At 40.5% G+C, this 18951-nt stretch carries 19 protein-coding genes and 2 riboswitches; of the genes, 7 read left to right on the top strand and 12 right to left on the bottom strand.

Annotation, left to right across the window (positions count from 1 at the left end; all coding sequences use genetic code 11):
• Positions 1-93: 93 nt before the first annotated feature.
• From NSS60_RS02795 to dgt, 4 genes are all read right to left on the bottom strand, one after another.
• Complete coding sequence (locus tag NSS60_RS02795) at positions 94-1245, bottom strand: 3-phenylpropionate MFS transporter (RefSeq protein ID WP_035018441.1); 1152 nt, start codon at positions 1243-1245, stop codon at positions 94-96.
• An 11-nt stretch (positions 1246-1256) separates the two neighbouring features.
• A complete protein-coding gene (locus NSS60_RS02790) occupies positions 1257-1880 on the bottom strand; it encodes a dienelactone hydrolase family protein (RefSeq protein ID WP_004888968.1) in 624 nt (207 codons plus the stop codon).
• 70 nt (positions 1881-1950) lie between these two features.
• Positions 1951-3084: a cytochrome P450 gene (locus NSS60_RS02785; protein WP_231110112.1), complete on the bottom strand. Its 1134-nt coding sequence runs from the start codon at positions 3082-3084 to the stop codon at positions 1951-1953.
• A complete protein-coding gene (dgt, locus tag NSS60_RS02780) occupies positions 3066-4193 on the bottom strand; it encodes a dGTP triphosphohydrolase (protein WP_064214410.1) in 1128 nt (375 codons plus the stop codon). The genes NSS60_RS02785 and dgt overlap by 19 nt, the downstream gene beginning before the upstream one ends.
• A gap of 196 nt (positions 4194-4389) precedes the next feature.
• Positions 4390-4491: riboswitch (purine riboswitch) on the bottom strand.
• Between the two features lie 158 nt (positions 4492-4649).
• Here dgt and NSS60_RS02775 point away from each other — a divergent pair.
• The gene (locus NSS60_RS02775; RefSeq protein ID WP_032101754.1) at positions 4650-5765 is read left to right on the top strand and encodes an IS4 family transposase; all 1116 of its coding nucleotides are present in this window, start codon (positions 4650-4652) and stop codon (positions 5763-5765) included.
• Between the two features lie 268 nt (positions 5766-6033).
• On the opposite strand, the gene tnpC is transcribed toward NSS60_RS02775, so the two are convergent.
• On the bottom strand, positions 6034-7482 hold the full coding sequence (tnpC, locus tag NSS60_RS02770) for an IS66 family transposase (RefSeq protein WP_088223648.1): 1449 nt from the start codon (positions 7480-7482) through the stop codon (positions 6034-6036).
• Between the two features lie 205 nt (positions 7483-7687).
• On the opposite strand from tnpC, the gene NSS60_RS02765 reads away from it, so the two are divergent.
• On the top strand, positions 7688-8566 hold the full coding sequence (locus NSS60_RS02765) for an IS982 family transposase (RefSeq protein ID WP_004888965.1): 879 nt from the start codon (positions 7688-7690) through the stop codon (positions 8564-8566).
• 342 nt (positions 8567-8908) lie between these two features.
• Here the strand turns inward: NSS60_RS02765 and NSS60_RS02760 are convergent, their stop codons facing one another.
• The gene (locus NSS60_RS02760; RefSeq protein ID WP_339172569.1) at positions 8909-10258 is read right to left on the bottom strand and encodes an ISLre2 family transposase; all 1350 of its coding nucleotides are present in this window, start codon (positions 10256-10258) and stop codon (positions 8909-8911) included.
• A gap of 159 nt (positions 10259-10417) precedes the next feature.
• Here NSS60_RS02760 and NSS60_RS02755 point away from each other — a divergent pair, with 159 nt between their 5' ends.
• Positions 10418-11191: a hypothetical protein gene (locus NSS60_RS02755; protein WP_340720622.1), complete on the top strand. Its 774-nt coding sequence runs from the start codon at positions 10418-10420 to the stop codon at positions 11189-11191.
• A 35-nt stretch (positions 11192-11226) separates the two neighbouring features.
• On the opposite strand, the gene NSS60_RS02750 is transcribed toward NSS60_RS02755, so the two are convergent.
• Positions 11227-11367 (bottom strand): hypothetical protein, encoded by a 141-nt coding sequence (locus NSS60_RS02750; RefSeq protein ID WP_004888963.1) that lies wholly within the window; start codon positions 11365-11367, stop codon positions 11227-11229.
• 10 nt (positions 11368-11377) lie between these two features.
• On the bottom strand, positions 11378-11641 hold the full coding sequence (locus tag NSS60_RS02745) for a YtzC family protein (RefSeq protein WP_003397789.1): 264 nt from the start codon (positions 11639-11641) through the stop codon (positions 11378-11380).
• Positions 11642-11765: 124 nt separating this feature from the next.
• Here NSS60_RS02745 and NSS60_RS02740 point away from each other — a divergent pair, with 124 nt between their 5' ends.
• Positions 11766-12716 (top strand): TIGR01212 family radical SAM protein, encoded by a 951-nt coding sequence (locus tag NSS60_RS02740; RefSeq protein ID WP_064214612.1) that lies wholly within the window; start codon positions 11766-11768, stop codon positions 12714-12716.
• Entirely contained in the window at positions 12716-13288 is a 573-nt protein-coding gene (locus tag NSS60_RS02735; protein WP_035018433.1) for a tRNA (mnm(5)s(2)U34)-methyltransferase, read from the top strand. Before NSS60_RS02740 ends, NSS60_RS02735 begins: the two co-directional genes overlap by 1 nt.
• Before the next feature lie 40 nt (positions 13289-13328).
• Here NSS60_RS02735 and NSS60_RS02730 read toward each other — a convergent pair whose 3' ends face one another.
• From NSS60_RS02730 to NSS60_RS02720, 3 genes are read right to left on the bottom strand one after another with little or no spacing between them, the layout of a single operon-like run.
• Positions 13329-13892, bottom strand: coding sequence for a Uma2 family endonuclease (locus NSS60_RS02730; protein WP_004888960.1), 564 nt, complete (start codon positions 13890-13892; stop codon positions 13329-13331).
• A gap of 43 nt (positions 13893-13935) precedes the next feature.
• Positions 13936-15006, bottom strand: a complete 1071-nt coding sequence (locus NSS60_RS02725; RefSeq protein ID WP_004888959.1) for a tetraprenyl-beta-curcumene synthase family protein — start codon at positions 15004-15006, stop codon at positions 13936-13938.
• Positions 14981-15799 carry an alpha/beta hydrolase gene (locus NSS60_RS02720; RefSeq protein WP_004888958.1) on the bottom strand — a complete coding sequence of 273 codons (819 nt, stop codon included), beginning with the start codon at positions 15797-15799 and terminating at the stop codon, positions 14981-14983. Before NSS60_RS02720 ends, NSS60_RS02725 begins: the two co-directional genes overlap by 26 nt.
• Positions 15800-15881: 82 nt before the next feature.
• Here NSS60_RS02720 and NSS60_RS02715 point away from each other — a divergent pair, with 82 nt between their 5' ends.
• Together NSS60_RS02715 and NSS60_RS02710 are read left to right on the top strand one after the other, a co-directional pair.
• Positions 15882-16412 (top strand): gamma carbonic anhydrase, encoded by a 531-nt coding sequence (locus tag NSS60_RS02715; RefSeq protein WP_004888957.1) that lies wholly within the window; start codon positions 15882-15884, stop codon positions 16410-16412.
• 73 nt (positions 16413-16485) lie between these two features.
• Entirely contained in the window at positions 16486-17016 is a 531-nt protein-coding gene (locus tag NSS60_RS02710; protein WP_004888956.1) for a phosphatase PAP2 family protein, read from the top strand.
• 376 nt (positions 17017-17392) lie between these two features.
• On the opposite strand, the gene metK is transcribed toward NSS60_RS02710, so the two are convergent.
• The gene (gene metK, locus NSS60_RS02705; RefSeq protein ID WP_004888955.1) at positions 17393-18598 is read right to left on the bottom strand and encodes a methionine adenosyltransferase; all 1206 of its coding nucleotides are present in this window, start codon (positions 18596-18598) and stop codon (positions 17393-17395) included.
• 120 nt (positions 18599-18718) lie between these two features.
• Positions 18719-18827: riboswitch (SAM riboswitch) on the bottom strand.
• Between the last annotated feature and the right edge of the window lie 124 nt (positions 18828-18951).

Below are 18951 nucleotides of genomic sequence, written 5' to 3'. Positions count from 1 at the left end.
GCCCATTTTTCATCTATTTTGCTTACATATCGGACAGGTTCCTGATTATACCAAATCAGGAACCTTTCTTTTTTTCTCCCACAAACATTTTACTCATACCTGAAATGTGCTGGATTGACGGGTAAGCTCTTTAAGCATCGGGCATAGGAATAAACTAGGTGCCACGACCAATGCCATTCCGAGAAATGGGAATCCAGGTGAATACAAGTACAAGTATCCACTGACAAGTGTTAAAACCCCAGTGGTTAAACTCATGGCAAGTGATGCGTAGAGTCCATGAGCTGAAGGAATTTTGTCCTTACTAATATATTGATTAACAAAAGTCATGAATGCAAAGTGCGTGAGACCAAATGTTAAAGCGTGCAACGGTTGAGAAAACACAAAAACCAGTAGATTCTCAAAAAAATAGACACTTGACCAACGGATAATTGATGCAATCCCGGCCAATAGAAACATAGTCGCTACATCGAACTTAGTGAATACTCGGTTTGAAATGTAAAAGAACCCGATTTCAGCTAAGACAGCCAAAACAAGGATTCCACCAATATAAACACTATTGATTCCTATGTGTTTAAGATAAATAACTCCGTAATTATAATAGGCAGCATGGGTACCTTGTAAAACCATACTCAGGAGGAGACATATTAAAAATGATTTTGATTTCAGTAATTCAAAGGAACCTCCTGCCCGTTGAGAAAGCTTAACTCTTAAGCTTGATGGAGATCGAATTAATGATAGGATTAAAATGAATAGATTACCGAGTAAAAACAAATAGATAATATTGTTCGCATTTTTTGAGGCTACCCATCCTGTTAACACTGATGAGAGAATAAAACCGAACGATCCCCATAATCTGCATTTTCCATAGTCAATCCCATTTTCTTCTTTTGATAGAATGGAGGCCTTTGTCTCGTTGATAGGTAACAACATGGGATAGATGAGGCTGAAAAAGACCATTACTAACATAAGCCCTGCCAAATTATTAAAAGGCAAAAAACATACTAGGATGATTAGAGATAAAAAAGCGACTATAAGCGAAACGTGTGATAACCAATACCTTTTGCACAAGGCAGGAAAAATGTACGAAGTTGAAAAAGCTCTTACTAGTAATCCGATGGATATCACGATCCCTGCTTGTTGAGCAGTTAACCCTTTTGTAATCAGCCAAACGGTCCAGTACGGTAAGAAAATCCCCCAGGTGAAGAAAAATACAAAAAAGTTTGTGGATAACCATGTTTGTTTCATAACACTTCCCCTCATGTCAATACATTTTTTTTCGTTTTCTGAATGGTTTCAATAAGTTGTAGGGACAGTTCAAAAGCCTTTCTTTCTGAATCCGGATGATAGTTATCGGAGAAGGGATTAGCGAACCCGTGCTGTCCTTTAAACAACTCGACTTTTATCCCTGATTTACAGGATAATTGCTCGATGAGCCAGTTAACATTAAATGACTTTTCGTGCTCAGAAAACAGTAATAGTACGGGTAGTTTTGGGAATAAATTGAGATAGTCTCTAATCCGTGATCCATAGTAACCTATGGCCGCATCTCCTATGCCATAATGTTCGCAACATAACCAAGCTACGGTTGCACCGACGCTATACCCCCAGAACACAATGGTTTTGTATCGAGACTTTAAGGAATCTACTAAATTTAAAACTTGTTTTTTCGCTTTTCCAAATCCAATTTCATTTTTGAAATATTGGTAAGCATCTGCCTCATCATCATAATGAAAATGATCTCGATTTAATAAATTGGGGCAGTATACATCATACCCTTTAGTGGCAATCATTTGAGCTACGTGTTTCATATGATCGTTAATCCCATAGATTTCATGTATTAGGATGACAGCAACATCAGAATAATTACAGTGTTTTAACATGATATGACAAACTCCTTATCCTTATAATTAAAGATAGAGGGGGTGTCGCACTCCCCCTCAGTATAGGAAGTTAGTATTTGATCGGCATTGTAACAATACCATGAAAGGTAGGGTTAGGCGTCCATTCAGGTCTTTCAAGATTATATAAAGGTGTAATGTGAGAAAAACGTTGAATAACTTCTTTTAAAATTTCGGCGATTTCTACGCGAGCAAATGCTGCAGCAATGCATGCATGATAACCACCACCAAAACCAATATGCTGTTTACCTGTCCGATTGATATCAAATTTTTCTGGATTTTCAAAAACGCGTTCATCACGACCAGCGGAACCGAGGAAGAAATAGACCGAATCTCCTTCACGAATAAGTTGGTTATGAATAGTAATATCTTGGGCAGCGTGTCTTGTTATGTATTGAATTGGTCCTTCAAGTCGCATAGCCTCATCCAAGACCTTAGGAATTAGAGACAGATCTTTTTTGAGTTCATCAAATACTTTTGGATGTTTGAACAATAGATGCAACGTATTACTTAACATGAACTGCGGAATTTTATGTCCACCAAAAATTAGATGAATGGTTTGTGCGATAAGTTCATCGTCACATAATTCTCCTTCCTCACCCGGATTATCTGAGATTAAACGGCTTAACAAATCGTTGCGTTTTTTGATGCGTCTTTCAGCAATTGCTTCTGAAAGAAACATGTACATTTCTTTCATACTTTTTTTGGTTTGATCGCTAATATCTTTGTCAGGGACGTGGGAAACAACAAAGTTTTGCATAAATTGAGCAATGTCATCTGACCAACGGATAAAACGTTTAACCTCTTCACCTGGAATACCAAGCATTTTACAAAGTACCAACGCCGGAATTGGATGAGCAACTTCAGAAACGAAGTCAAACTCGTTCGAATGTTTTTCAACCACTTGATCTAAAACTGATGTTACAATTTTCTTGATTTCAGGAGTGATAGCCTCAATCTCTTCTTTCCAAAAAGCACGGTTCATGTATTTTCTTAAACGTGTATGGATTGGACGGTCGTTATAAATCATCCATGTGGATATAATGTCGATGATCTCCTTAAAGTGCTTGTCTTCGCCTTCAGGGAGATTTTTCATTTTGTGCCAAATTAGTGGGCTAGTGATAAAGGTGTCTCCCTGCAAATATTTTGTGATGTCATCATATCTTGTTATAAACCACGAACGCATTTCTTCATTCCAATAAGTCTCATGTTAGTGTCTGAACCTCTGTTTTTGTGGTTATCAAAAAATAGAAAATTAAATATTCTTTTAATATAATCATCTATTCTGATTTCAAACTTGAGGTTTATATCATTTTTCAGAAAACATATCTTTGTAATTTGGATTAATATTGCTAGTTTCAAGCTGCTATGTAATGGTAATTGTATTTTGCTGTAGTAAGGCTTTGCTGGATTTATATAAAATTCTAAGGAATCAATAAATTCAATAACAATTTTATTTAATGCATATCTTTCCCTAGATATTTGGCCAGATAAAAAATCTTCCAAGAAATTATCTTTGATTTCATTGAAAAGACAATTGATTATTCTCTCTAAATTATCAATATTCTTATAATTAGGGTTAGATGTTATACCTTCTAATATTAACGAAAGTATAGTATTTGAGTTTAAAATATTAGCAAATTGATTTCTACTAAAGAAACCCACCATGTCTTTTATATCGTAGATGGCATTAGAGATATCATCTGCGAGTTCAATTATATATTCTTCAATAACAGGTTGATTGTAAGTCTGGAGAATTTTATTTACAAAAATAGATGACTCCTGATAATATCCCTTAATTAAATTCGCTTCTTCTTCCCTTTTAAGAGGTATTACATTTTTATGTTTAAGAAGCGCGGCTACAGTTCTTAATGTAACATTATGAGATTCTTCAGTTACAATTCTTATTGTTTGAGCATTGGATTCAAATCCCCCAAAGCATTTCATTATATTATCAAGACTTCTTTCGGCACTATGACCAAAAGGAGGATGTCCTATATCATGCGCAAAGGTTGCCGCATGAATAAGATTCAAATCAATAGTTGGTAAATCATTTTTTAACAAATGATTGTTTACTCTTTCAGTAATTATTTCTGCGATTTCGTTGACTTCCAAAGAATGAATCAATCTATTCCGTAAATTATGGTTATGAGGAAATGGAATAAGTTGTGTTTTAGTATGTAAAATACGAAAGTATGGTGATCTTAGTATTCGTTGGTAATCGCATCTAAACTCTGAAATCGAAATCTTTTCTTGTTCTGGTGAAAATCTGCTTTTGTCATATTTTTTATACATTAACCTCTCCCACTCTACAAAAATAGTTTTCTGAATAAATAGTAAAAACCCAAGAGGATAGGTTTCTATTAATGTTTCACGAGTGAAAACCTATCCTCTTGGGTTGATGTCTTCGATACTATATGTACAACTTATAAATAGGTATATGAATCCCGTCCATATCCCTTCATCTTTCTTAATTACTGAATAAAATGGACTTAGATTCACTTTCACTCGTAGTCCAGCAATTTAAGGTTGCCGGGTAGAAACTCTCAGACCATATTTCTGAGGATATACGAGCAAGTTTTTATTAAAATATTCATTTTTATTAATAATTCACTAGCATTGCAGTAATTAAATCTGATGATTCAAAATACTAAGAATGTTCAATTTTTTATTGATTTCGAAACAAAAAAATCCTTTACAATGGAAGTACAGGTGGTTCCTGTCCAAATCCAATCGTAAAGGATAACTGTTATGGACAAGAATACACTAATTTCATCATTTGGTAAATGGGTTTCACCCATAAATATTCAAAAACTTAGCGAACAAGTCAAAGAATTGAAACAGGACTATTACACAAAAAAGCTGACAACAGAAGCCTATATTAAATTTTTATTGGTAGCCCAACTGCTCGAATTTAAGAGCTTAGAGGAAATGAGTGATGCACTTGTAGACGAAGATCTTCAAAAAGCACTCGGATTTGAATCGATAAGTGCCTCTCAGCTATCCCGAAAAAACAATCAGATCAACCCACTAATTCTTGCAAATTTGTTCTTGGATCTTGTTTGGAAAATTCAACGGTACCATTATAAAAACGGAAAGAATATGCCACTGAAAATCATTGATTCGAGTACACTCCCGTTGAATTTGACCAATTATAAATGGGCAAAATTCCGTAAAACAAAAGCTGGTGTAAAGCTACACTTACGGCTCGTTTTCATGGATAAAGACACCGTCTATCCTGAAAAAGCAGTGATTACGACAGCAAAAGAACATGACCGAAATCAACTCGAAGTCCTAGTGGATGATAAAGAAGCCATGTATGTGTTTGACCGCGGTTATGTGGACTATGAACGTTTTGACCGGATGACAGATGATGGCTATTTCTTCGTTTCAAGACTGAAGAAAAACGCAGTCATTCGTGAAGTCTATACATTTTCACTTCCTGATGATTGTCACGTTCTATCCGATAAAATGGTCTATATTGGTACCACACAAAATCGTACTGAAAATGTCTATCGTCTACTAGAAGTTATGGACACAAAAGGGAACTTACTTCGTTTAATTACCAACCGATTTGATTTAAAAGCAGAAGAGATAAGTGGTATTTACCGATCTCGCTGGGCTATTGAACTCTTTTTCAAATGGCTTAAGCAACACGTAGAAATTAAGCACTTTTATGGAATGAGTGAAACAGCTATTCAAAATCAAATTTTCTTAGCCCTTATCACGTATTGCTTACATGTTCTCATTCAATTGGAGATGAAAAGTAAGAAATCCCTACTTCGAATTACTCGTTGGTTAAAGAGAGCTCTGTGGAAACCAGCTTATGTTTGGTTGCGAAAATTTGATGGGCGAGCCAGTCCATAATCTCCCTTTTGTCGTTGTCGCTCTGATTTAACTGTATATATTTACCAAATGGACAGTGCCGCCTTTCTTTAGGTTTTGTCTTTTTGGCACAAATTCACAAAAAATAATTAACAGAAAATTCTAACTATATTTATGCAATGCTAATGTTAATAATTATATAGATTGTAAAAATTTATGTCAACAAAAAAATGGAATGTAACTATTCACCCCGATAGTAGTATGTAAAGGAGCGCAACACAAATAAGGCATCCCCGTAATAGAAAATGCCCTAAGTGGTAGAAAGAACACGATCGAGCGTTTCGCCTGTCAACAGAAGACATAACGAATCCCACACGTTTTTTTCGTGTTTCGTCAGTGTGGAAATGATGCTTCTTGTGATGCAAAAAGACTGGGCGAATGTTTCTTCGCGAAATGTACCCGAAATGTTCTCTTTCACTTTGACCATGCGAAGATCGCGTTCGGCTTGGTTGTTGTCAAAGGGAACATGCACTTCACGTAAGAAACGCAACACTTCTTCCTTTCGTTTCTGAAGCCGTCGAACAAAAGCGAGTGCTTTTTTCGGAAGAGGCGTCTTCGCTTCCAATCGGTGTTGTGCTCTTTCTAGGATGCGATCATACACTCGTTCCCACCGTCTCGCTTCTTCTTCGGAAAGTGCACCGTGATGGGCTTCGACGGCTTGCTTGGCGGCTAACAGAAACGTGGTCATGCGCATCGCCCACGTATGCCCTTGTTCGATGAAGCCCTTCAATTCACGCAAATGATGGGCGTGACAAAGGGCATGAGTGGCTTGTGTGTATTTCGGATACGTACCGAACCCATCGTGCATCATCGTCCCTTGATACCGCGGAAGAATCCCGATGTCATCGGTCGCTTTCTTTCCACGAGAAGCGTGAGGAGCCAAGTACGTATATTTCGATGTGCACGCGACATGCACCCATGCGAGTTTCCCCTTGATGCGCAAACTCGTTTCATCGACATGCAGGATGTTGGATTCAAGTAAGGCGTCTTCGATGATGTCCATATTTGATTCCAGCGCTTCACGTCCTCGTTTCACCATATTGGCAAGGGTTCCTGTACTGATTGAGTGTTGATATAATGCTTCGATTGTATCACTCAAACGTTTGTAAGGGATCAATTGGATATGATGCAAATATACAGCGAGCGCTGTGAGCCGTGGACCGTATTGCACATGATTCGTGACGTGGGATGGGAATTCGGCTTGTTGCACGCATCGACAATGCGGACACGATTTCACTTCACGTTCATGTTGTGTCACCTCGATCGTCACAGGAGGGAGATCAAACACTTGACGGATATCGACTTTGAACGGTTTGACTTCACGCAAAGAAGCCCCACATCCTTGACACGTATGCACACGGTGGACGACACGATGATGTGGATGTTCCACTTGACGGAGCGTCGTTCCTTGATGTCCTTCTTGTCCGCCTGGCTTGTTGCCAGATGGTTGACGAGAAGAACGTGTGTTGGCAAAACGGTCAGAAGATGGGGGCAAATGGCTATTGGAGCTGTTTTTTTTCGTGCGTGCTTCCAGCTCTTGAACACGGTACTTCAGTTGTTCATTTTCTTTGCGTAGTTGTTTGTTTTCGTGACGCAAATGTTCATTTTCTTGAACGAGTTGATGAATGAGCTGTTTTTGTTGTTGAACTTTGCCGATTAAGCTCTCAACTGTAAATACAGCTTGTTGTACCGTCAACATGCGATTCACCTCCTTGTCTATCAGTATTCACATCATAGACAAGGAAAGAAGAAAATATTCAGCTCACTTTATGATGTGGCTGAATAGTTACAATGGAATTATAACCCGTGGTACTAGATAAAATCGAGTAAGCATAAAAATAGCTCTTGCCTGCGGATCTCCTGTAGAATGAAAGTGCGATCCAACATTCGAAAGGAGAATCCCCATGCAAGAGCACTTTCATTTTACTACAGATCAAGCAAAGATTCAAAAACAATATGCAGTCATTTTCTTTTTTGTTTCTGCCCAGCTGTCACAAATTCAATTCTATCTTCAACGTCGCAATCGTCATTTGGTGAAACAAGAAGATACGGTGATCATTGCTATTCATCTTTTAGGAAAGCTGCTTGGCTTCTCTTCCGAACGTGCATGGCATCGCTTTGTGACTGGGAACTTGTTTACGGATGGACATTTTCTTGAACGTTCTCGATACAATCGCCGTTGCCGAGCGCTGCGCTTTGCGATCAAATGGATTCGTCATGAACTAGCGAAACGTGGACAACACCACGCCTATGCGGTCGTAGATAGTATGCCACTCGAGTTGTGCCATGCCGCAAGAATGTACCGTGTCAAACGATTCCAAGGAATCGCGGACATCGGACTTTGTGCGTCGAAAAAGCAGTGGTACTACGGATTTAAGCTCCATCTTCAGGTGACCAACCAAGGACTGCCCATGGGATACGTGGTAACGGAGGCGTCCTGTCACGATCGAACTGCAGCTGAAACCGTCATGACTCAAATTCCTCACCTCTATAACTTGGGTGACAAAGGATTCATCAGTAGCGAATTGCAAGAAAAGTTGTATGAAGAGTACCAAATCGCTTTTTGGACTCCATCTCGCAAAAACCAGAAACACCGCCCATCGGAATCATGGGAGAAATGGCTCAAACAAAAACGTAAAGTTATAGAGACGGTGTTCTCCGTCCTCGTTGACCAGTATCGTATGACAGAAATTCGTGCGAATTCGATTGCGGGATTTGAAGTAGCACTAGATGGCATCTTGTTGGCATATTCACTTGTCACACTTGGGCTAGTTGAGCGCTAGCGCTCAACTAGCACCACGGGTTATACACATTATTTTAAAAAATTTACACCCTCGTTGCAAGTGTATTTAAGCATGGCTACTCAATCATATAGATGATACACATGATACAAAAAGTATAAAATAATTAAAAATATTTCAGGTAGTTATTTTATTATGATTAGGTTATTATACACTAAAATGAAAGGGAGTTGACAATAAATGATGAAAAAATGTTTGAGTCAAGACTTTGTGGGAGATTTTTTTCTCGACCGATTTTTTTGGTTATATATGGTTTTATAAAATCGTTATATGTAAGCGCTTTTACTTACTCTCATCCTGTAGGTATGTGCGTTTTCTCTCGTTTTAAAAACCTTTCAATGCTTGCAATGCCTCGTAAATCGGTGTCCCTGAAGATTGGCGAAGGTATGGGATGTTATCTCGTACCACTTCTGTCATTTGCGTTTGCACGCGCTTCAGTGCCTTTTTCACGATCGTTTCTCGTTTCGTTTCTTCTCGTTCTTCCACGCCATACATCACTCCATCGCGTGTCCGAATGAGTAACGTATCTTTTATCGCGACGATCGCTCGCAACATCGCTTCAATCCCTGCATCCCTCCAACTTCGACCGTTTTTACTTCGTTTCGCAAACACATGCATCGTTGCTTCCGCACTCCCCATCGCCCTCATGTTTGTCGTGTCAATCCCTTTTTCCTTCAACCATACGCGATAGTCACGCAAACATCCTGGCATCTCCTCGATTCGACGAACAAGCGCCTCGAGTTGCTTTTCCTTCTCCTCATGTTCTAACGTACCGATGGCACTTGTGAGTTCTCGTAACACACCTTCTTCATCCCATGATGCTAACTTCTTTCGAATCACCCGATATCTCGCATGACCTCGGAACAATTGACGAATCTCTCTTGCCACATGGAACCGATCAAGCTGAAAGTACCCCCTGTCCCCGAAATATTCTCGACACGCTGTAATCCATGGGGCTCCATCTCCATTGATGACCACCCAATCCTCAAACGGATCATAGCTGTATTCCTTCATCAGAAAATTCTCTACAGCTTCCCAAATCGGTTCATTCGTTTGATGAACCATATACCGTCGATTCACTAAGGATACGCGTTTCCCGTTTTTCTCCCATCCTTGGTGAATCGTGATGATCTTTTCTTCTTTTCCTTTGATGCGGCTTCGTTGACGTTTCACGTACAACCCGTCTGCTTCGATAAAAAACACGCGCCCTTTTTTCTCCATCGCACGGTGCCCTTCCACCTCTGCCTCGATGATGGACTGGCGAATCGTTTCGTGACTCATACATGCATACCCCACCAGCTTTTCAAGCGACTGCGCAGCCTGTCGATACGAAGAACCCGTCACGGCGAGATGAATCGCTGTCTCCTCTAATAGCGGACTCACTCCATGCGCCCCATCGAACTGAAGAAAGACATCGAGTAAAGACGTATACACCTTTTTTTCACGGTCAAAGTAGTAGTTTCGCTTCACTTCCACCTCTCCAAATAGCGTTTGGAGTCGGATCGTCCGCTTATCTTTGAGCGCATATCGTTTCTTGTCCCGCTGTTCTGCCAATGTGCGGTCGATCTCCTCCAACACCTGTTGAAGGAGATGACCATATTGTTTTTGCATATGTCTAAATAAAGACTGTTCGATCTCTTTTAATGTCAAGCCGTTTGTGATATAATCCTGCATGGGCTCCACTCCTTTCTTTGGTTGTATTTTTTTCTCACTTACTACCTTACCAGGAGGAGAGCCCGTTTTTCATCTATTTTGCTTACATATCTGACAGGTTCCTTATTATACCAAATCAGGAACCTGTCTTTTTTTCTCCCACAAACATTTTACTCATACATGAAAAAATTTTTTCTCATCTTCTCTATTCTCATCAGTTTTCTTATTCTCGGATGCCAGTCGGAACACATAAAAGGATTTATTGTTTTTGGGAAATGGGACGGTGTATATGTAGCAAAAAAAGATGCTCCTTTTGTTCTTAACTTCATTTTATTAAGTGACAGCCCTCTAACAAACGTAACATCTATCGATTTTCCCGAAATCTCACACGCAATCGATGACATGCAATATGATCTTATCAAAGGTGATAAATACAAAGACTTTCAATTATTTAATATCGCTGTAAATTTACGTTTAAAAGAAGTAAGTAGCGCGACACTATCTAAAATAACTCTCATATTTGATCAAAAATATAAAGAGACATTCCCGATCGGTCAAATCAAGTTAGCTGTAGACGAGAAAGGAATATTTACTCCACAAAATGAGTATGTGACAGCTTATCCAAATACGCAATTTTTTCAAGCAAAGCTGAAAAACGTTTCAAAGCATACGATCCAAATAAAGGGTGTAACTGTAGAAAACACTTATTTACAGACAAAAGATGTAAAGATAAACGATAAATCGGAAAAACAGAGTGTAAGTCCGAACGAAACAATAAATATGTATTTTACTTTTGCTGAAAAGGCGGAACAAAGCGCTCACTTTTATATTGTTTCACCAAAAATTGAATATGAATTAGCAGGAAAAGCATCAAGCACATATATTGATCCTGTTTTTTACGGTGTGACAAACCTTACCAAAGAAAAACTAGATGACATTTTGAAACAAAACTAAACTATCCCCACCCGGAGCATGTCCGAGTGGGGAAATTACGTTTCATTATGATATTCCGATTTTGCTTCTTGCCCCTTTTTCGCATTCCTTTGTTTCACTTCTTTTATCGGATCACCAAAATCTTTCGCATGCAATGTTTTTTGTTCTGGATTGTTTTGTTTCGAACGTTTTTTCATCGTTTTCCTCCTAGTGACGAAGTAAAATCATATCGTTTTGTAATTGTTCAAGCTGCAGGCGCATGCGATGCAATTGCTCGCGCTGTTGGGCGTTACAACTTAACGAAAAATGTGCCAAATCGGTCACCGCATGTTCAAGCATTTGCTGGGCTTTTACATATTCTGTATCGTTATAATGTTCAAGCTTGCTTGCTTCCGTATATTGCTCTTTTGCATAGCGAAGCACATCTTCACAATGTTGTAAAAACTCATCCATTGACTGTCGTGTTGCCATACGCATCCCTTCCTTTCTTTCGTATCGCTTTATAGTTTGTACATTTTCTTGTCATTTATCACAGCACCGTTGAGTTTCTCGTTTGAAACGTGCTACAATGCTAAAATGATGCGAGGTGATAAACATGAATCCTTTTCCATATACAAACGACAAGAAACGATACCATACATGGAATTATCATTTACGCCAAACGTTCGGTGAAAAAGTGTTTAAAGTGTCGCTTGATGCAGGATTTGATTGTCCGAATCGTGATGGCACCGTCGCGTACGGCGGTTGCACATTTTGTAGCGCTGCCGGTTCCGGTGATTTTGCAGGTAGACGAACGGACGACTTAGTAACGCAATTTCATACGATTAAAGAAAAAATGCATACGAAATGGAAAGATGGCAAATACATCGCCTATTTTCAAGCGTTCACAAATACGCATGCACCCGTTGACGTCTTGCGTGAAAAATTCGAATCGGTGTTACATTTAGAAGGGGTCGTCGGTTTATCAATCGCTACACGCCCCGATTGTTTACCTGACGATGTCGTTGACTATTTAGCCGAATTGAATGAGCGAACGTATTTATGGGTCGAGCTTGGCTTGCAAACCGTCCATGAACAAACCGCTACTTTAATTAACCGCGCACATGACTTTTCGTGCTATGTAGAAGGGGTACAAAAGCTACGTAAACATAGCATTCGCGTTTGTGCCCATATTATTAACGGATTGCCGCTTGAAACGTACGACATGATGATGGAAACAGCAAAGACGGTCGCTCATTTAGATGTACAAGGCATTAAAATTCATTTACTACATTTGCTAAAAGGAACTCCGATGGTGAAGCAATATGAAAAAGGAATGCTTCGCTTTTTAACGTTCGACGAATACGTGCAACTCGTTTGTGATCAGCTAGAGGTATTGCCGCCAGAGATGATCGTTCATCGGATTACAGGAGACGGTCCGATCGATTTAATGATCGGTCCGATGTGGAGCGTCAACAAATGGGAAGTGTTAAACGCCATCGATGCCGAATTAGAGCGACGCAATAGTTATCAAGGGAAAAAATATGTACGAAAGGGAGAAAGATGATGAAACTCATGCGCATTTTGCCGTTTGCGCGCTCGCTCATCGACTTAGCTGTCAAAGAGGGAGATATCGTCGTCGATGCAACGGTTGGCAACGGCCACGATACGCTTTATTTAGCTGAACGTGTCGGAGAATATGGGCATGTGTTTGGCTTCGACATTCAAGCGCAAGCGATTGAAAATACGACAAAGCGATTGCACGAACATCATATAGAAACACGTGTCACACTTGTGCAAGCAAGCCACGCGGAACTTGATGCGCATATCCCTCCCGAATATAAAGGACGCATTACCGGAGCGATGTTTAATCTCGGTTATTTGCCCGGGGGAGATAAACAAATTGTCACAAAGCCAAACTCAACAATTGCTGCGATTGAACAATTGCTGGACATCATGGCTCCGGAAGGAATCATCGTTCTCGTCATTTACCACGGTCATCCCGAAGGAGCAATCGAGCGTGATGCTCTTTTACAATACGTTTCAACAATCGATCAACAGCGCGCACACGTCATTCGATACGAATTTATGAATCAAATCAATCATCCGCCGTTTATCGTCGCGATTGAGAAGAGGTAAGAAGTAGCGATCGGTCTTCCCTATCGCTACTTTTGCTTTGTTAGTGAAATATTTCTTCTAAATGAACAAACAAACCTGGAAAGCAAACAGATTGAACAGTTCCAACACTTACTTTAATATCCGCCTGCTCGTATAGCCTCTCTTCATTTAATACATAAACGGTCACGGCTTGTTTCATTGGATTGACAATCCAATATTCTTTTACACCATATTCCATATATAAATTAAACTTCGTCACTAAATCGTACGCTTGATTCGAAGGACTGAGTATTTCAACAATTAACGTCGGAACACCGACATATTTTGTGTCTGTAAATCCGGTTTGATCACAAATAATGCTTAAATCAGGAATGACGAGCTTTCTTTCAGAACATGTTTCACTCACTAGCTCAATGTCCGTAGGGGCGGCAAATACTTTACATGTCTTTCCTTTCAAATAACTCCCGAATATTGTATGAAGATTGCTTGATACGAGTTGATGCTGGATGCTCGGTGAAGGTGTCATATAAACGACGCCATCAATATATTCTAATCTTTCATCACTATGTTGACGCATAATTAGATATTGTTCATACGTGACGTGTGAAAAGCGAGGTAACGACATATTCATCCCTCTCTTCTTTTCTTCCATTATACACCCGTTTTCTTCACGCATACATCCATTTTTGCCATTTTCGATACATTCTGCCGTTCCAATAAAAGAAGTGGGACGTCATGCCACCGGAACGCAACAATTGTTTCGCTAGCTTATGAATACCTTCTTGCTCGTGTACTTTTTCATCTGATAAATATAATCCGAGCAAGCCACGATGAATAAAGCGATGAAATTCACGATGTGGCAATTGTGCAATATGGCGATCTGCCTCTTCAATGAAATGACGCAAACGGGCAAATAGCGTCTCCTCATTCGGATAATAAAAACAAAAATTTAAATCTCCACCTTGTCGGTCTTCCTCTTGATCAATGAAATAATCAAGCAAAATGTGCAGCCCTTGTACGTATGGAAAATAGCTGTTGCGCACACGTTGTGCAAGAAGCTGATCGAACGCATCGTTGCAGGCGTAAGCAACTAGACAAAAAATACCGAGCGTTGAACCAGAACAAGCGGAAAATTCGTACCACTCCATTTTCGGCAACGATGCTTCATGTTTAGCGAACCATTGCTTCAAGCGCGGAATGCGCTCCTCTTTTTTTACATGTTTATGTACTTGTAAGTCACAATAATATGATGCAAGTTCATGTAAAAATGGAGCAATGACGTCATAATGTTTCACTTCTTGCAACATTTCTTGGCACGTATCGACAAGGGCATGCAAATAGCCACCGTCATCTTGTTCGGCACGATAACGATAATATGCCTCTTTTTTTGCCCCGACCGTTAACGCATGGATCATTGAATCGTGCAACGCACGAAAGTCAGTCGGATCCAGCGACGTACTGCGATCGCATAAATTATCGAGGTAATCGCTAATCGTTTGATAAGCAACGATAAAACGAATGCATCGCTCCATTTCTTTTCCCGCCAGTAAAGCTAAAATCGCGCCCCCTTCGCAATGAAACGTTTTTGTTGCGATGCTCGCTAACGCTTGTTTGCGCAATTCTTCGTTCGGAATAGCTTCTGCTCTTTTTTTCCAAACGGCTAGTTCCCGGTGAACAAGCGGAAAAACGCGATGATAGACAGCTCGCATTAGACTAAACGGATTTGTTGGAACGTTCAATGAGTTCACCCCTTTGCAGCTGCAAAGTTAAAAACGTATGGGCATATAAAAATACTTGTTCACGTTCAGGTTCGTTAAAAATTTCATGATACAGTTTTGGCCATTCTTTATACACTTTTTCACTTACCGTCAACTGATCAAACCATGATTTGACTGCATGTTTATCGACAATTTTATCATCTCCCGCCTGCATGACAAGCATCGGAACGTCTGGTAAGTCCGCAATTTTATCATGAGCAATCTGAATGGCTTTGACTAGCTCACGATACCAGCGAACAGACACTTTCGTCACGTATAATGAATCGTTTTTATCCATCTCACGCACTTCTTCATTTCGAGTCGCCATCTCCACCGTTAACCCTAATGGAAAACGCTTTTTCGGATGAATGACATTTAAAATGCGTGAGGCGATTTCAAGTGCTTTGGACGGATAGTGAACGAGCCCTAAACATGGAGAAGATAAAATGACACCGCGCACAGGAAGACGCTTTTCTTGTAATGTGCGAATGACAACAAGTCCCCCCATACTGTGGCCAAGTAAAAAAACAGGCTGCTCATACACGCTTGCTTCATGCACCCAACTGGCAACCGCTTCGATATATTCGTCAAAGGAATCAATATGTCCTCTTCGACTGCGTGATGTCGTTCCTTGCCCTGGTAAATCTCCTGCAACAACATGAAAACCGTGCGTGCGAAACATTTCAATAAGCCATTTATACCGACCGTGATGTTCAGCGGCACCGTGAACGATTACAATCGTTCCTTTTGCGTTTTCTCCTTCCCATTTCCACATATACACCCCTCCTTTATGTTTACGAATAGACGAAAAATTTGTACACTAAATATAACAAAACGAAACGAAAGGGACGAGTGAAATGATTTATCCATATAAAGAACACACACCAAACATTGCACGTTCTGCTTTCATCGCCGATTACGTTACTATTACAGGCGATGTAACGATTGGAGAGGAAACGAGCGTTTGGTTTAACACTGTCATTCGCGGAGATGTTGCACCAACGATCATCGGCAATCGTGTGAACATTCAAGACAATTCTGTCCTGCATCAAAGTCCAAACAATCCACTTATTATTGAAGATGATGTCACCGTTGGCCATCAGGTCATTTTACATAGTGCCATCGTGCGAAAAGGTGCCCTCATCGGCATGGGCTCCATCATTTTAGACGGTGCCGAAATTGGTGAAGGTGCGTTTATCGGCGCTGGTAGCCTCGTTCCACAAGGAAAAAAAATCCCGCCACGCACACTTGCATTCGGTCGTCCTGCGAAAGTGATTCGTGAATTAACTGAAGAAGATGAGCGTGAAATGGCACGCATTCGTCGCGAATATGTCGAAAAAGGACAATATTATAAATCACTTCAAGTAAACAAACCACGCGACAAATAAGCGTGGTATTTTTACATTGTTTTATTATTGACTTCACATATGTATTTTATCATAAAATCAGGGGGATTTGCTTATGTTACGAAAATGGTACGATTGGGAGTGCAAGTTATTTTACAGCATTAATCGTTATTTTGATCAAAAATGGCTAAACACCTATTTTCGTTCAATTACACACGTTGGAGGGGCTACATTTTCAATTACATCGGTTATGCTAGCCATTTGGCTATTGCGGGATGAATGGCGCGATACTGCTATCGCAAGTGCGATCGCCTTAGCACTTAGCCATATTCCTGTCACAATGATGAAAAAAATATATCCTCGCAAACGACCGTATATTTCACTGCATAAAACGAAAGTAACAAAAAACCCATTAACTGACCATTCATTTCCATCAGGACATACGACTGCAATATTTTCTGTCATCGTTCCGTTTTTACTATACGCTCCAGCGCTTGCTGTTTGTCTTTTACCTATTGCTGTTAGCGTTGCCGTGTCGCGCATTTACTTAGGGCTTCATCCTATTTCGCGCAGGAGACTCCCACTTCAACGAACAAAGGGAGTAAGTGGGAGAGGAATGCGCGTTCCCCCTTTCTTTTGTGTATGATATAATAGAGGCGTGGAGAAAACCGTTTAATAAAGGCACTCCAGTAACTGCTACTCGATGTATGGAGTTGGTTACAGGAAACGTTGTAACCGTAAAACATCGAGCGTGGGTTCGTCTGTTGTGTGTGGAAGCCAAGTACTGCCAACAGACATGCCGAGAGAATCGGTAACGATGCAGGCATGACCTGCGTCGTTGGGTAGTCGTCAACCTGCCCCTGATGCAACCCCAAGTCAAGGAAGGAGGACAGAGTCCGTTTGCACTTCTGGGGAGTTGCAAGCCCTCACTTCAAGCGTTAGCTAAGTGGGGGTAGTTGACTTTCTGTTCTTACTTAAAAAATAGGAAAGGAGAGCTACATCTTGTAACTCTCCTCTTTTCCTTACTTCGCTAACTGTAACGCTTGTTGTTTTAACGCTTCCGCTTTATCTGTACGCTCCCAAGGAAGATCAATGTCCGTACGGCCGAAGTGACCATAAGCTGCTGTTTGTTTATAAATCGGGCGACGGAGATCGAGCATTTTAATAATGCCTGCTGGGCGAAGGTCGAAGTTGTTGCGCACCACTTCAATTAATACATCCTCAGATACTTTGCCTGTGCCGAACGTGTCGATTGAGATCGATACAGGTTGCGCCACACCGATCGCATATGCTAATTGCACTTCACATTTATCCGCAAGACCTGCTGCGACAATGTTTTTCGCTACGTAACGAGCCGCATATGCTGCCGAGCGATCTACTTTCGTTGGGTCTTTTCCTGAGAAAGCCCCACCGCCGTGACGAGCATAACCACCGTAAGTGTCAACGATAATTTTGCGTCCTGTTAACCCTGCGTCACCTTGTGGACCACCGATGACGAAACGACCTGTTGGGTTAATGAAATATTTTGTGTTTTCATCGATCAACTCCGCTGGAACGACAGGTTGAATGACATGTTCTTTAATATTGCGCACAATTTGATCTTGCGTAATTTCTGGATGATGTTGTGTGGAAACAACGATCGTATCAATGCGTACAGGTTTGCCGTTTTCATCATACTCCACTGTCACTTGCGTTTTTCCGTCCGGGCGTAAGTATGGTAAAATGTCTTCTTTACGCACTTCTGCTAAACGGCGCGCAAGTTTATGGGCAAGTGAAATTGGAAGCGGCATAAGCTCTTTCGTTTCGTTGCACGCGAAACCAAACATTAATCCTTGGTCTCCTGCACCGATCGCTTCGATTTCTTCATCTGTCATTTGCCCTTCACGAGCTTCTAACGCTTTGTCAACACCCATCGCGATGTCTGGTGATTGTTCATCAATTGACGTTAATACGGCGCACGTATCGGCATCAAAACCGTATTTTGCACGTGTATAGCCAATCTCGCGAATCGTTTCACGAACAATTTTTGGAATATCTACATATGTAGACGTTGTAATTTCTCCGCTCACTAAAACAAGTCCTGTTGTTACACTCGTTTCGCATGCAACACGCGCATTTGGATCATTCGCTAAAATCGCATCTAAAATCGCATCGGAAATTTGGTCACAAATTTTATCCGGATGCCCTTCCGTTACAGATTCAGATGTAAACAGACGACGTTTAGGCATTCAAACATTCCTCCTCAGTATAATGACAAATGATACGGTACTCATCCCTCTTATTATGGTCTATCGTGAAAAAAACCTTTCCCTCAGAGGAAAGGTTCTTGCATTTGTCTGCGCCTTTCACTCTTATCGTTCAAGGGCGTCCCCTTGCCACAGGTTAGCACCTTTTCACGTATGTGACGGTTGCTGGGTTTCATCGGGCCTGTCCCCCTCCACCAACTCGGGATAAGAGTATCCGTTCATCTCAGCATCATATCACATCTATCATAAGCGAGTCAACGTTTTTTCTCCCTTTATGATGTCTAAAATAAATTCAAGAAAAATACATGAATTAGTATGGACTATTTATCAAAATG

The sequence above is a fragment of the Anoxybacillus sp. FSL W8-0382 genome, from assembly GCF_038003845.1.
GTDB classification, from domain to species: domain Bacteria; phylum Bacillota; class Bacilli; order Bacillales; family Anoxybacillaceae; genus Anoxybacillus; species Anoxybacillus flavithermus_G.
The sequence above is the reverse complement of the archived record's forward strand: the minus strand, read 5'-3'. Positions and strand labels throughout refer to the sequence as shown.